Source organism: Spirillospora sp. NPDC046719, from assembly GCF_040645715.1.
GTDB lineage: Bacteria > Actinomycetota > Actinomycetes > Streptosporangiales > Streptosporangiaceae > Spirillospora.
Window position 1 is genome coordinate 1 of sequence record NZ_JBEYYT010000248.1, and the last position, 13,724, is coordinate 13,724.

General features: G+C 72.3%; 11 protein-coding genes. 5 read left to right on the forward strand and 6 right to left on the reverse strand.

Features of this window, described 5'->3' with window-relative positions; genetic code table 11:
* The first annotated feature begins 361 nt into the window (after positions 1 to 361).
* The 4 genes from ABZ914_RS32520 (at position 362) to ABZ914_RS32535 (ending at position 3,012) form a co-directional block, all read left to right on the forward strand.
* Positions 362 to 844 carry a histidine phosphatase family protein gene (locus ABZ914_RS32520; protein WP_500197915.1) on the forward strand — a complete coding sequence of 161 codons (483 nt, stop codon included), beginning with the start codon at positions 362 to 364 and terminating at the stop codon, positions 842 to 844.
* Positions 739 to 960, forward strand: a complete 222-nt coding sequence (locus ABZ914_RS32525; RefSeq protein ID WP_500197917.1) for a histidine phosphatase family protein — start codon at positions 739 to 741, stop codon at positions 958 to 960. Before ABZ914_RS32520 ends, ABZ914_RS32525 begins: the two co-directional genes overlap by 106 nt.
* Positions 961 to 1,184: 224 nt before the next feature.
* Positions 1,185 to 2,054 (forward strand): LLM class F420-dependent oxidoreductase, encoded by an 870-nt coding sequence (locus ABZ914_RS32530; protein ID WP_190856149.1) that lies wholly within the window; start codon positions 1,185 to 1,187, stop codon positions 2,052 to 2,054.
* Positions 2,055 to 2,154: 100 nt separating this feature from the next.
* Complete coding sequence (locus ABZ914_RS32535) at positions 2,155 to 3,012, forward strand: isocitrate lyase/PEP mutase family protein (RefSeq protein ID WP_500197918.1); 858 nt, start codon at positions 2,155 to 2,157, stop codon at positions 3,010 to 3,012.
* 199 nt (positions 3,013 to 3,211) lie between these two features.
* Here ABZ914_RS32535 and ABZ914_RS32540 read toward each other — a convergent pair whose 3' ends face one another.
* The 6 genes from ABZ914_RS32540 to ppdK all read right to left on the reverse strand — a co-directional run bounded on the left by ABZ914_RS32540 (position 3,212) and on the right by ppdK (position 11,490).
* Positions 3,212 to 3,664: a GtrA family protein gene (locus ABZ914_RS32540; RefSeq protein ID WP_500197929.1), complete on the reverse strand. Its 453-nt coding sequence runs from the start codon at positions 3,662 to 3,664 to the stop codon at positions 3,212 to 3,214.
* Between the two features lie 113 nt (positions 3,665 to 3,777).
* The gene (locus tag ABZ914_RS32545; protein ID WP_500197920.1) at positions 3,778 to 4,998 is read right to left on the reverse strand and encodes an MFS transporter; all 1,221 of its coding nucleotides are present in this window, start codon (positions 4,996 to 4,998) and stop codon (positions 3,778 to 3,780) included.
* Positions 4,999 to 5,069: 71 nt separating this feature from the next.
* A complete protein-coding gene (locus ABZ914_RS32550) occupies positions 5,070 to 6,299 on the reverse strand; it encodes an NAD(P)/FAD-dependent oxidoreductase (protein WP_500197921.1) in 1,230 nt (409 codons plus the stop codon).
* A 178-nt stretch (positions 6,300 to 6,477) separates the two neighbouring features.
* A complete protein-coding gene (locus ABZ914_RS32555; protein WP_500197923.1) occupies positions 6,478 to 7,773 on the reverse strand; it encodes a deoxyguanosinetriphosphate triphosphohydrolase in 1,296 nt (431 codons plus the stop codon).
* Between the two features lie 106 nt (positions 7,774 to 7,879).
* Complete coding sequence (locus tag ABZ914_RS32560) at positions 7,880 to 8,686, reverse strand: YdcF family protein (RefSeq protein WP_500197925.1); 807 nt, start codon at positions 8,684 to 8,686, stop codon at positions 7,880 to 7,882.
* Positions 8,687 to 8,793: 107 nt separating this feature from the next.
* Entirely contained in the window at positions 8,794 to 11,490 is a 2,697-nt protein-coding gene (gene ppdK / locus ABZ914_RS32565) for a pyruvate, phosphate dikinase (RefSeq protein WP_500197926.1), read from the reverse strand.
* A 342-nt stretch (positions 11,491 to 11,832) separates the two neighbouring features.
* Between ppdK and ABZ914_RS32570 the strand changes: the two genes are divergently transcribed.
* Positions 11,833 to 13,719, forward strand: coding sequence for a glycoside hydrolase family 15 protein (locus ABZ914_RS32570; RefSeq protein ID WP_433232515.1), 1,887 nt, complete (start codon positions 11,833 to 11,835; stop codon positions 13,717 to 13,719).
* Positions 13,720 to 13,724: the final 5 nt, after the last annotated feature.

Below are 13,724 nucleotides of genomic sequence, written 5' to 3' on the forward strand. Positions count from 1 at the left end.
CGCCGAAGGCGCCCTTGACTTTGGAGGGGCGGCCCCGTACGCAAGCGCCACCCCACCACCCGAACACCCCTCTCGCCGATTCTCCCGAACACCCAATCTCCAGAAACCCCCATCCCGAACACCCACAAAGAACACCTGAACTAACATTCAGCGACCATCCGAACCCGCACCTTAAATATCGCCAACCCCCCAAGACCAAAGGCTCCGCCACCCACGCACCCTCGGCGCCCGCGCCCTGGTTCCGACCGCAGCACACCAGCAAGAAGCCCCTACGGCACCCTCACCCCCACCCATACTCCCCACCCCGCCGCCCGATCCCAATCACACTCACACTCAATCCAAACCCGAATACCATTCCCCCATGGACGGCGTTCTGGAACTGATATGCCTTCGGCATGCGGAGTCTGAGAACGTCGTCGCGGGCCTCGCCGGAGCGTTGCCGAACGCGCCGCTGACGGCGCGCGGGCGCTTGCAGGCCGCCGCGATGGCACGCGCACTGACACCGATCGAACACGTCTACGCGAGCACAGCCGAGCGCGCGCGGCAGACGGCGGAGGCGATCACGCGTGCCCAAGGCGTGGCGGTCACCGCGATGCCCGAGCTCGTTGAGGTGAGGATCGGCGGTCTGGAAGGCAGAACGGATCGGGCGACACGGGCGCGGACTGCGGCGGTGCTGCGCTCATGGGTGGTGGACGGGAATCTGGACGCAGGGTTGCCGACGGCGAGACGGGCCGTGCGGTGGTCGCGCGGATCGCGGAGGCGTTCGAGACGATCGCAGTCGCGCACCGGGGCGGCGGCTCCGTCGCCGTTGTCGGGCATGTGGCGAGCCTCACCGCAGGGATGAGCGCGCTGTGCGGGCTCGGCTCGGCGGTGTGGGGCTCGCCGCTGCCGCATGCCGTCCCGTTCCGGGTTCTCCTCGATGCTCGGGGCTGGCGCTGTGTCACCTGGCCGGGAGCCTGACCGGGGGGCTCACCAGGAGCCTCGCCAGGGGCTTCGGCGGGAGCCTGACCACCACAAGTGCCGGGTCAGAGGCACAGGAAGCGCAGAGCGGGAGGTCGCGACTGCCCTCATGCCGGTTGGGTATGCAGCGAACACCGGACTTGACCTGGAGCGCGCTCCAGGTCGCAGAGTCATTGGCAGGCATCACGCCGGCATGAGAAATCGACGAACGCGAGGAAACCGCTATGCGCATCGGACTCCAGGTGCCCAGCTTCACCTTTCCCGGCGGGCCGGAGCAGATCGGCCCGACGTTCGCCCGCATCGCGAAGGAGGCGGACCAGGGCGGTCTGCACTCGCTGTGGGTGATGGACCACTTCTTCCAGATCAACATGGTGGGCCCGGCGGACGACCCGATGCTGGAGGGCTACACGGCGCTCGCCTACGCGGCGGCGCTGACGGAGCGGATCACGCTCGGCACGCTGGTCACCGGCGTGACGTACCGGCACCCCGGCATCCTGGTGAAGACGGTGACGACGCTGGACGTCCTGTCCGGCGGGCGGGCCTGGCTCGGCATCGGCGCGGCCTGGAACGAGGAGGAGTCGCGCGGGCTCGGCGTGCGGTTCCCGCCGACGGCGGAGCGGTTCGAGCGGCTGGAGGAGACGCTGCGGATCGCGCACCAGATGTGGGACGGCGACGAGTCGGCGTTCCAGGGCGAGCACTACCAGCTGGAGCGTCCGCTGAACTCGCCGCAGTCGCTGCGGCGGCCGCATCCGCGGATCCTGATCGGCGGCACGGGCGAGAAGAAGACGCTGCGGTTCGTCGCCAAGTACGCGGACGCCTGCAACATCTTCGACGGCGATGAGCTGCCCCGGAAGCTGGAGGTGCTGCGCGAGCACTGCGAGCGGGAGGGCCGCGACTACGCCGAGATCGAGAAGACGTCGCTGACCTTCTTCACCGGGACGCCGTCGGTCGGCGCGGCGGTCGACACGGTCGGGCGGCTCGCCGAGCAGGGCGTGGACGAGGTGATCTTCTCGCAGGGCACGGGCCAGGACCTGACGGGCATCCTCGCGGAGGCCCTCGCGCAGACGGAGAAGATCGTCCCGGCAGGGCGCTGAACCGAGAGAGGCCCGCTCGGAGCCGGGATGGACCGGCTCAGCCGGATGAGCCGGAATTGGCTCTTCTGCTGGGCCGATCCGCCGACCTAGGTTCGGCGGCATGACGGCGACCCGAGACATGACGGTGAATGAGAAGGCGCGGCTGTTCCGCTCGTACCACGAGGGGCTGCTGGTCCTGCCGAACGCCTGGGACGCGTGCAGCGCGGCGATGATCGAGCGGGCCGGGGCGTCCGCGATCGGGACGTCCAGCGCGGCGGTCTCCTGGGCGCTCGGCAGGCCGGACGGCGAGCATGTCGGCCGCGACGCGATGGCGGCGGCGGTGCACCGCATCGCGGGCGCGGTCGGCGTTCCGGTCTCTGCGGACGTCGAGGGCGGGTACGGTCCCGGCGCGGGCGATGTGGCGGCGACGGTCGAGGCGGTGGTGGACGCGGGCGCGGCCGGGATCAACCTGGAGGATTCGCCGGGTCCGGCGGGCAGCCCGCTGCACCCGCCCGGCGCGCAGGCGGAGCGGATCGCGGCGGCCCGTGCGGCCGCGGCGGGTGCGGGCGTGCCCGATCTGGTGGTGAACGCGCGCACCGATGTCTTCTTCCACCAGGTCGGCGACCCGGCGGGGCGGCTGGACGAGGTGATCGCGCGGGCGGGCCGCTACGCGGAGGCGGGCGCGGACTGCCTGTTCGTCCCGGGACTTCTGGACCTCGGCCTGCTGCGGACGCTGACGGCCGCGGTCCCGATCCCGGTCAACGCGGGGTCGTTCTTCGCGGGCGGCCCGACGGTGGCGATGCTGGCGGAGGCGGGCGTCCGGCGCGTCAGCGTGGGAACGGCGCTGGCGGGCGCGGCCTACACGGCGGTGCTGCGGGCGGCCGAGGCCTTCCTGCAAGACGGCGATCTGGACGCGACCGCCGGCAGCGTCTCGCCCCTCGAATTGGACGGCGCGATGCGCCGCACCGCCGCCGGCTGACAGCGGCACAAGTCGCCCACCAGCCGGCGGCCGGCTTTTCGGGCTCAGGACGCGGCGGACCGCGACGCCTCACACGTCCAGAACATCGCCCATGGGCTGCCTCGCCGAGTTGCGGAGCAAGCAAGCCCGGCTTCCCGTTGACCTCGGCGGGGACGGAGCCGGCCCGCTACCGTGCGGCGACGGTGATCGGGTCCGGCGCTCAGGCGGCCGCCGTGGTGAAGACCCATTTCTTGTACGACCAGTAGCGGAACGCCGAGCCGAGCACCACGCCCGCGAGGAGGCCGAGGTTGTAGGCGATGCCGCCGTGCAGCCCGAGCGAGTAGTAGGTGAAGGCGGTGCACAGGATCTGGATCCCGAGGCCGACGCCGTTCAGCGCGAAGAAGATCGCGAACTCGCGGCTGGAGCCGTCGCTGTCGCGGTGCCGGAACGTCCAGTAGCGGTTGAGCAGGTAGGAGCTCAGCGTGGACACGACGGTCGGTACGGCGACGCTGGTCACCGGGCTGCCGCCGAGCCAGGCGCGCATCAGGTTGGCGCCGAAGATCATGATGAGGGTGCCGACGAACCCGACGAGTCCGAAGCTGAGCAGCTCGCGGAGGAACGCCCGGTACGCGGGTGCGGACGAGACCGTTTTCGCCGGTCTCGACCGCTGCATGGTGCTCACTCGCCCAGACCTTACCTGAACGGTACATATAACGACGTCACAACCCGGCCAAATCGGCCCGCCCCCATCCGGCCCGCACCGGGCCTGGGCGCGGGGTGGGGCGTTCAGCCTTCGGCGGTGGCGGTGGCCGGGGCCAGCAGGACGATCAGCCCCGCGAGCGCGGCCGGGACGGCCAGCGCCCACGCGAGCCCGACGCCCTGCGCGACGAATCCGATGACGGGCGGGCCGCCGAGCAGGCCGAGGTAGCCGACGCCGGTGACCCGGGAGATCCCGGCGGCGGCCGGGACGCCGGGGACGTTCCCGGCGGCGCTGAACGTGACGGGCGCCACGACGGCGACGCCGAGGCCGAAGAGCGTGAAACCGGACACGGCGGCCACCGGGTGCGCGAGCAGCAGCCCGAGGGCGAGCCCAGCCGCCGCGACCAGCGAGCCGGTCCGGAGCACGGTGACGGGTCCGAAGCGGGCGACGACGCGGTCGCCGGCGAGCCGGCCGGCGGTCATCGCGATCGCGCATCCGGCGTAGCCGAGCCCGGCCGCGCCGGGTCCGGTGCCGAGGCTCTCCCGCAGGTAGATGGCGCTCCAGTCGGCCATGGCGCCCTCGCCGACGAACGAGCAGAGCCCGATGACGCCGAGCATGATCAGCGGCCAGCGGGCGGCGCGGGCGGCCGCGGAACCGCGCCGCTTGGAGCCCGCCCCGTCCGATGCTCCGGAGGCGCCGTCGAGGGCGGGGGTCACCGGGTCCGGGAGCGCATCGATGGAACGGTCCATAAGGTCGCGGCAGCCGACCAGGAGCAGCAGCACCAGCACCGCCGCCGCGATCGTCAGATGCACCGCCACCGGGACGCCCGCGTGCGCCGCCGCGGAGCCGACCAGCGCCGACAGCAGCGTCCCGATGCTGTACGCGCCGTGCAGGCCGGACATCAGCGGGCGCCCGTAGCCGCGCTCGACGGCGACGCCCTGGGCGTTCATCGCCACGTCCATCAGGCCGAGCGAGCCGCCCATCAGCACCAGGGAGCAGATCAGCGATCCGAGGTTCCACGACAGCCCCAGCGGGACGAGCGACAGCGCGCCCACCGCTCCGGCGGCGATCGTCGTGGCGCGGCTGCCCCAGCGGTGCACGATCCGGCTGGCGAACCGGACCGCCGCGACCACGCCGACCGACGCGCCGAGCAGCGCGACGCCCATCGTGCCCGCGCCCAGCCCAAGATGCTCCTTGATCTGCGGGATCCGCGCCACCCATGCCGCGCCGAGCAGCCCGTGCGCCACGAACGCCACCGTCACCGCCAGGCGCGCCCGCACCGGCGCGGCGATCTCCTCCGTCACCACCCAGTCGACTGTACGTGCCTTACACCCCGGCTCGATACGGCCGATCGGTGACAAAGATCGGAGGCGGAGGGTCAGGCCGCGAGGCCGGCGAGCGGCACCGCCGGGTCGGCCAGCCGGGCCCGGTCGACCGGCCGCCCGGAGCGGATCAGCGCCTGGACGTCCCCGGTCACGTCCCACACGTTGACGTTCATCCCGCCGACGACCCGGCCCTCGTGCAGCCAGAACGCGATGAACTCGCGGGCGGCGACGTCGCCGCGGTAGACGACCTCGTCGTACTCCCCCGGCGCGGCGACGCCCGACATCTCCATGCCGAGGTCGTACTGGTCGCTGAAGAAGTACGGAACGCGGTCGTACACGACGTCCCGGCCGAGCATGGCGCGCGCAGCGGCGGGCCCGCCGTTCAGCGCGTTCGCCCAGTGCTCCACCCGGATCCGGCGGCCGAGCAGCGGGTTGTAGGCGTTGGCGACGTCGCCCGCGGCGTAGACGTCGGGGTCGGAGGTGCGCAGCGACTGGTCGACGAGGATCCCGTCGGAGACCTCCAGGCCCGCCTTCTCGGCGAGCCGCGCGTTCGGCCGGACGCCGATGCCGACGACGACCACGTCCGCGGGCACCTCGGCGCCGCCGGAGGTGACCACGGCCGACACCTGCCCGGCGCCCCAGAACCCGGCGACGCCCTGGTCGAGCCGGACGTCGACGCCGTTCTCGTGGTGCAGGTCGGCGAACAGGCGGCCGAGTTCGGGTCCGAGCGCGGCGTGCAGCGGCACCGGCTCCGGTTCGATGATCGTGACCTCGTTGCCGTAGGCGCGGGCGGCGGCGGCCGTCTCCAGCCCGATCCAGCCGGCCCCGGCGACGACGACGCGCCGGCCGCCGTGCGCGAGCGCCTGCTTCAGCGCCGCCGAGTCGGCCATGGTGCGCAGGTAGTGGATGCCCTGGAGCTTGGAGCCGGGGACCTCCAGGCGGCGGGGGGACGCGCCGGTCGCGAGGAGCAGCCGGGTGTAGCGGATGGGCTCCTTGGTCGACAGCCGCACCTCGTGGGCGGCCCGGTCGATCGCCGTGACCGAGACGCCGACGCGCAGTTCCACGTCGTGCTTGTCGTACCAGTCCGCCTCGTGGACGTGCGCCTTCTCGCGGGGCTCCTTGTCGAGCAGGAACCCCTTGGACAGCGGCGGGCGCTCGTACGGCCGCTCGATCTCCTCGCCGATCAGCAGCACGCGGCCCGCGAAGCCCTCCTCGCGGAGCGTCTCCGCCGCCTTGGCTCCGGCAAGGCCGGCACCGACGATGACGAACGTCTCCTCGGGCATGGCGACCTCCTGTAGATGACTTGTAGCTATCCCTACAGCGGCCTCCGTAACGAGACAAGGGCCATCGTTCGGCGCGTCGGGGCGGAATGCACGCACCCGTGCCCGCCCTGTGCGGACGGCTGCGGTGCGGGCGTCGCACCGCGCCCGCCGCCGACCGTGTGCAGCAGCGGCGGTGCGGCTAGTGCGGGCGGCCGCCGAGGAGGCGGTGCCGCGCGATCGCCGACAGGTCGGTGAGGGAGGCGATCTGGTCGACGACGGCGCGCAGCCGGGCCGCGTCGTCGTCGGCGTCCACGAACGCCTCGCGGAACCCGGGGTCGAGGGAGGCGGGCGCGCCGGCGAGCATCATCTCCGCCAGCTCGGTGATCAGGGTGCGCTGGCGGGCCCTGACCTCCTCGTGGCTGATCCACACGTAGTGCGCCGTGATGCCCTTGAGCAGCGCGTTCTCCAGCCGCTGCTCGCGCGGCACGATCAGCTCGGCGGCGTACCGGGTGAGCGGCCGGTCGCCGTGGGCGGCGCGGGTGGCGGACTCGGCGGCCAGGCAGAACCGCCCGATCAGCGTGCTCGTGAGGTTCTTGAGCGCGGCGAGGCTGCGCGGCGTGCCGTCGTAGCGGTCCGGCCAGTACGGCTCGGCGAGCAGCGCGGCGAACCGCTCCTCCAGTTCGTTCATGTCGGCGTCGGCGCAGTACAGCTTGGCGGCGGTGGCGGCGACGAGGCGGCGCTCGGCGGGGTCGGCGAGCAGCGCGAAGTCGACGTGCCCGGCGACGAGCGCGTCCTCCAGGTCGTGGACGGAGTAGGCGACGTCGTCGCTCCAGTCCATGACCTGGGCCTCGAAGCAGGTCCGGCCGGGCGGGGCGTCCTCGCGGACCCAGCGGGCGACGGCCACGTCGTCGGCGTACACGCCGAACTTGCCGTTGACGGCGTCCTCCTGCGTCCACGGGTACTTCATCGCCGCGTCGAGGGCCGCGCGGGTCAGGTTGAGGCCGACGCTGCGGCCGTACAGGGGCGGGCCCTCCGGGGCGAACGACTTCGGCTCCAGCCGGGTCAGGACGCGCAGGCTCTGCGCGTTGCCCTCGAAGCCGCCGCAGTCGCGGGCGACGACGTCCAGCGCGGACTCGCCGTTGTGGCCGAACGGCGGGTGCCCGATGTCGTGCGACAGGCACGCCGCCTCGACCAGGTCGGGGTCGCAGCCGAGGGACTTGCCGAGCTCCCGGCCGACCTGGGCGCACTCCAGCGAGTGAGTGAGCCGGGTGCGCAGGCTCTGCACGGTGTCGGCGGCGGCGTCCGCGCCCGGCGAGGCGACCTGGGTCTTGGCGGCGAGCCGGCGGAGCGCGGCGCTGTGCAGCACCCGGGCGCGGTCGCGTTCGAAGGCCGTGCGGTCGCGGCGCTTGGGGGGCTCGGGCGCCCAGCGCAGCCTGTCGGTGCCGGAGTATCCGGACCCTTCCGAGCGTCCGGTGCGTGACGGATTCTGGGTCATGTGCTTCCAGGGTAAGCGGGCAAAGGGAAAGTAAGCGCGCGGAGGGTCCCCGGGTTTCGGCGGCGCCCCGCGCGGGCGGCGCCCGGTCCCGTGGCGGCGCGGCGGCTCAGCGGGTCGGCGTGCCGCCGGGGGTCCCGCCGGGCGGCGCGCCGGGCGACACCGTCGCGGTCGGATCACCGTGGATGATCTTGATGGTCTCGCTCGGCGTCTTCACGCTCTTGCCGAGCAGCACGTACGACAGGTACCCGCCGGTCTCCCGCACGATGTAGTGGAACTGGGTGTCGCGGGTCTGCACGCTCGGGCCGCTGCGGGTCGGCGACGCGGCCGCCTTGATGCCGCTGTCCTCGGCCATCCGCTTGGAGCGCAGCGCGTGCGGCGGGTCCGTGACGATCACGCCGGACCTCCAGTGCCGCGCCTTGTAGACCTTGCCGACCGCCTTCATGCTCTGCAGCGTGTCGCGCCCGTCCGGCACCGCGACGACCCTGGACGCGGGCACGCCGCCCTTCTCGATCAGCCACCGGCGCCCGGACTCGGCCTCGGTGTAGTTGTCGCCGGGCGCCCGGCCGCCGACGGTGACGATCGCGGGCGCGACCTTGTCGCGGTACAGGTCGAGGGCGTGCTGCAGGCGCCACCGCAGCGTCGGGGACGGCACCCCGTTGTACTGCGCGGCGCCGAGCACGATGATCGCGTCCGAGCGGGGCCGCTCGTCCTGCCGGGCCTGGTACCAGACGCGGGCGCCGACGGTCAGCGGGGTCAGCACGACGATGGCGACGAGGCCGCACAGCACGGTCACCGGGACGGTGAACCAGAGCGGCCGGGGGCGCCGTCCGCGCCTCTTGCGGCCGCGCGGGCGCTCACCGGTCTCCTCGGGCTCGTCCGGGTCGTGGTCCGGCAACTCGACTTCCAACGTCATCGCTCTGGACACGTTAGTGAGATGGCCCGGCGGGCGCCGGAGGTTCGCAGGTCCGGCGTGTTGCACGCCCCACATTCCCCGTTCCGGACGCCCGGTTCCGGGCGGGATCAGCGGCTGTCGCTGCCTCCGGCACCGGCCGCCTCGATCGCGGCGCGGCCCGCCTCGAGCCGCGCCACCGGTACCCGGAACGGCGAGCAGGACACGTAGTCCAGGCCGACCTCGTGGCAGAAGTGCACCGAGTCGGGGTCGCCGCCGTGCTCGCCGCAGATGCCGAGCTTGATCCCCGGACGGGCCTTGCGGCCCTCCTCGGCGGCGATCCGGACGAGCCGCCCGACGCCCTCCCGGTCGAGGGTCTCGAACGGCGACACCCCGAAGATCCCGAGTTCGAGGTAGCGGGAGAAGAACGCCGCCTCGACGTCGTCGCGGGAGAAGCCCCACGTCGTCTGGGTGAGGTCGTTGGTGCCGAAGGAGAAGAACTCGGCGGCCTCGGCGATCTGCCCGGCGGTCAGCGCCGCCCGCGGCAGCTCGATCATGGTGCCGACCAGCGCCGGGACGTCCACACCGGTGGACTCGCGCACCTCGTCGAGGATGCCGCGCGCCTCGTCGCGGACGGCCTCCAGCTCCTGCACCGCGCCGACGAGCGGGATCATGATCTCCGGGCGGGGGTCCCCGCCGGCGGCCCGGCGGGCCGCGGCGGCCTCGGCGATCGCGCGCACCTGCATCGCGAAGAGCCCCGGAATCACCAAACCCAGCCGCACGCCGCGCAACCCCAACATAGGGTTCTGCTCGTGCAGTCGGGTGACTGCCTCGAGCAGTCTCCGGTCCCTGGGGTCGGCGCCGTCGCCGGCGAGGGCGACCCTGACCGACAGCTCGGTGAGGTCGGGGAGGAACTCGTGCAGCGGCGGGTCGATGAGCCGGATCGTGACCGGCAGCCCGTCCATGGCCGCGAAGATGCCCTCGAAGTCCTGCTTCTGCAGCGGCTCCAGGGCGTCCAGCGCGGCCTGCCGCTCCTCGTCGCCCTCGGCGAGGATCAGCTGCTCGACGAGCCGCCGCCGGTCGCCGAGGAACATGTGCTCGGTGCGGCACAGCCCGATCCCCCGCGCGCCGAACCGGCGGGCCCGCGCGGCGTCCTCGGGGTTGTCGGCGTTGGCTCGCACCGCCATCGCCGCCTTCGCGTCGGCGTGCTCCATGACCCGGTCCACCGCGACGACCAGCTCGTCGCCGTCCGCGGCGGACAGCTCGCCCTCGAAGTACCGGACGACCGGGGAGTCCTCGACCGGGACCTCGCCGAGGTAGACGTCGCCGGACGACCCGTCGATCGAGATGACGTCGCCCTCGCTGACGGTGACGCCGCCGGGCGCGGTGAACGTCCCGGCCTTGACGTCGACGTCGAGCTCCTCGGCGCCGCACACGCAGGTCTTGCCCATGCCGCGGGCGACGACGGCGGCGTGCGAGGTCTTGCCGCCGCGCGAGGTCAGCACGCCCTTGGCGGCGACCATGCCGGACAGGTCGTCGGGGTTGGTCTCGCGGCGGACGAGGATGACGTCCTCGCCCCGCTCGGCCCACTCGACGGCCCGCTCGGAGGTGAACACGGCCTTGCCGACGGCGGCGCCGGGCGAGGCGTTCATCCCCTTGGTGATCTTCTTGACGCCGTCGACCCTGCTGGCGAACCGGGGGAACATCAGCTGCGCGAGCTGGTCGCCGGTCACCCGGCGGGCCGCCTCGTCGGCGTCGATGAGCCCCTGGTCGAGCAGCTGGCAGGCGATCCGGAACGCGGCGGCGGCGGTCCGCTTGCCGACCCGGGTCTGCAGCATCCACAGCTTCCCGCGCTCGATCGTGAACTCGATGTCGCACATGTCGCGGTAGTGGTTCTCGAGCGTCTCCATGATCTCGAGAAGCCGGTCGTAGGACGCCTTGTCGATCCGCTCCAGCTCCGTCAGCGGGACGGTGTTGCGGATGCCGGCGACGACGTCCTCGCCCTGCGCGTTCTGCAGGTAGTCGCCGTAGATGCCCTGGTGCCCCGACGCGGGGTCGCGGGTGAAGGCGACGCCGGTCCCCGAGTCCATCCCCATGTTGCCGAAGACCATCGAGCAGATGTTGACGGCGGTGCCGAGATCGACGGGGATGCGCTCCTGGCGGCGGTACAGGATCGCGCGGGGGGCGTTCCAGGACTCGAACACCGCCTGGGTGGCGAGGTCCATCTGCTCGCGCGGGTCGGTCGGGAACTCCCGCCCGGCCCGCTCGCGGACGATCGTCTTGAACCGGTCCACCAGCTCCTTGAAGTCGTCGGCGGTGAGGTCCACGTCGTCCTCGGTGCCGCGGGCCCGCTTGACGTCCTCGACGGCGTCCTCGAACAGGTCGCCGTCCACGTCCAGGACCGTCTTGCCGAACATCTGGATCAGCCGGCGGTAGGAGTCCCACGCGAACCGCTCGTCGCCGGCCTGGGCGGCGAGGCCGTGCACGGACTCGTCGTTGAGGCCGACGTTCAGGACGGTCTCCATCATCCCGGGCATGCTGAACTTGGCCCCCGAGCGCACGCTGACCAGCAGCGGGTCCTCGGGCTGGCCGAGCTTCTTGCCCATCGCCTTCTCCAGGGCGGCGAGGTGGGCGTTCACCTCCTCCGCCAGCCCCTCGGGCAGGGTCCCGTGCTCAAGGTAATGCCGGCAGGCCTCCGCGGTGATCGTGAACCCGGGGGGCACGGGCAGGCCGAGGTTGGTCATCTCGGCCAGGTTGGCGCCCTTGCCGCCCAGCAGATCCTTGAGGTCCTTGTTTCCCTCGGTGAAGTCGTACACGAACTTCGGCACGGGGAGCTCCTTCTCGCTCCGGTTCCACCCAGTGACAGTTCCGGACCCCCGCGCCGGAGAGCGCGCGCCGTCGCGTTCTCCCAGGCGGCGGCGGGTCCGCTGCCCTGTTTGCCGGGACTGTACCCGCGGATGACCCGGTCTCCCGGCACCCCATGCGCGGAGCGACGTTTCCGCAGCTCAGAGGCCGTTTAATGGTCTATTCCAAGTGGTCTATTCCAGTACCGGGAGGGCCACGCCGCCCATGAGGCCGCACACCGCGCGCCCGGCGCCCGGGGAAACATCCCGCGCTCCTGGCGCACCCATTGCTCTGGAGAGGGAATGATGGATCAAGGAGGTGAGGCTGTGAGGCCGAAGGTCGCCGGCGGCCGGGCAGGAGACCCGTTCGCCCCGATCGCCGATTTCGGGTTCCTGTCCGACTGCGAGACGACCGCGCTCGTCGCGCCGAGCGGGAACATCGAGTGGATGTGCCTGCCGAAGATGGACTCGCCCAGCGTGTTCGGGTCGATCCTGGACCGGGACGCCGGGTACTTCCGGGTCGGCCCCGCGGGCGTGGAGGTGCCCGCCGCGCAGCGCTACATCCCCGGCACGATGGTGATGGAGACCACCTGGTGGGTGCACGGGGGCTGGCTCGTGGTCACCGACGCGCTGCTCATGGGGCCGTGGCACCACGAGACGGAACGGTCCCACACGCACCGCCGCGCCCCCACCGACTACGACGCCGACCACGTCCTGCTGCGGATGGTGCGGTGCGTGAACGGCCAGGTCCAGGCGCGGCTCGACTGCATGCCGGTCTTCGACTACGGCCAGACCCCGGCCCGCTGGGAGCACACCGGTTCGGGGTACCACGAGGCCGTCGCGCGCGGGAACGGCGTCGGGCTGCGCCTGACCACCGACATGAACGTGGGCTTCGAGGGGTCGCTCGCCACGGCCCGGACGCTGCTGAAGCAGGGCGAGTCCCGGTTCGTCGCGCTGTCGTGGAGCGAGCACGCGGCGCCGTCGTCGTGGGAGGAGGCGCAGGAGCGGCTCGTCTGGACCGTCCACCACTGGCAGCACTGGCTGGACCGCGGCCGGTTCCCCGACCATCCGTGGCGCAGCCACCTGCAGCGCAGCGCCCTCACCCTCAAGGGGCTGACGTTCGCGCCGTCGGGCGCGGTCGCGGCGGCGGCGACGACGTCGCTGCCGGAGACGCCGGGCGGCGACCGGAACTGGGACTACCGCTACACCTGGATCCGCGACTCCACCATGGCGCTGTGGGCCTTCTACACCCTCGGGTACGACTGGGAGGCCAACGACTTCTTCTACTTCATCACCGACGTCGCCGAGGCCGCCGAGGGCAAGCTGCAGATCATGTACGGGCTGGACGGCCGGGAGGAGCTGCCCGAGTCCACGCTCGAGCACCTGACCGGCTACGACAACGCCCGCCCCGTGCGCATCGGCAACGAGGCGTACATGCAGGCCCAGCACGACGTGTGGGGCGCGATCATCGGGTCGATCTACCTGTTCGTGCGCAAGCGCGACCGGCTCGACGACCGGCTCTGGAAGATCGTCGTCAAGCAGGTGGAGGACGCGCTCGCCAACTGGCGCACCCCCGACTGCGGGATGTGGGAGGTGCGCGGCGAGCCGCAGCACTTCACCTCGTCCAAGGTGTTCTGCTGGGTCGCCGCCGACCGGGGCGCGCGGCTGGCCCGGGTCCGCGGCGACAAGGAGCGGGCGGAGCGCTGGCAGGCCGCCGCCGACGAGATCCACGCCGACGTGCTGGCGAACGCGCTCGACGAGCGCGGGGTGTTCACCGCGCACTACGGGGCGACCGCGCTGGACGCGTCGGCGCTGCTGATCCCGCTGCTCGGGTTCCTGCCGGCGGACGACAAGCGGGTCCGGGAGACGGTGCTCGCCATCGCGGACGAGCTGTCCGAGGACGACCTCGTCCTGCGGTACCGGGCGACCGAGACCGACGACGGGTTCGAGTCGGAGGAGGGCACCTTCACGATCTGCTCGTTCTGGCTGGTCAGCACGCTGGTGATGATCGGTGAGCTGGACCGTGCGCGGGCGCTGTGCGAGAAGCTGCTGTCGTACGCGAGCCCGCTGCAGCTGTACGCCGAGGAGATCGACCCGCACACCGGGCGGCATCTCGGCAACTTCCCGCAGGCGTTCACCCACCTCGCGCTGATCAACGCGGTGATGCAGGTGATCAACGCGGAGGGCGAGCAGGAGCAGCCGCCGCTGGCCTGAGCCGG

Bases quoted from the DNA above. Each gene is read 5' to 3' on its own strand.
- ABZ914_RS32550 (WP_500197921.1), bottom strand. From the start codon at position 6,299: ATGCCCGAGGAGACGTTCGTCATCGTCGGTGCCGGCCTTGCCGGAGCC.
- ABZ914_RS32520 (WP_500197915.1), top strand. From the start codon at position 362: ATGGACGGCGTTCTGGAACTGATATGCCTTCGGCATGCGGAGTCTGAG.
- ABZ914_RS32555 (WP_500197923.1), bottom strand. From the start codon at position 7,773: ATGACCCAGAATCCGTCACGCACCGGACGCTCGGAAGGGTCCGGATAC.
- ABZ914_RS32530 (WP_190856149.1), top strand. From the start codon at position 1,185: ATGCGCATCGGACTCCAGGTGCCCAGCTTCACCTTTCCCGGCGGGCCG.
- ABZ914_RS32535 (WP_500197918.1), top strand. From the start codon at position 2,155: ATGACGGCGACCCGAGACATGACGGTGAATGAGAAGGCGCGGCTGTTC.
- ABZ914_RS32540 (WP_500197929.1), bottom strand. From the start codon at position 3,664: ATGCAGCGGTCGAGACCGGCGAAAACGGTCTCGTCCGCACCCGCGTAC.
- ABZ914_RS32560 (WP_500197925.1), bottom strand. From the start codon at position 8,686: ATGACGTTGGAAGTCGAGTTGCCGGACCACGACCCGGACGAGCCCGAG.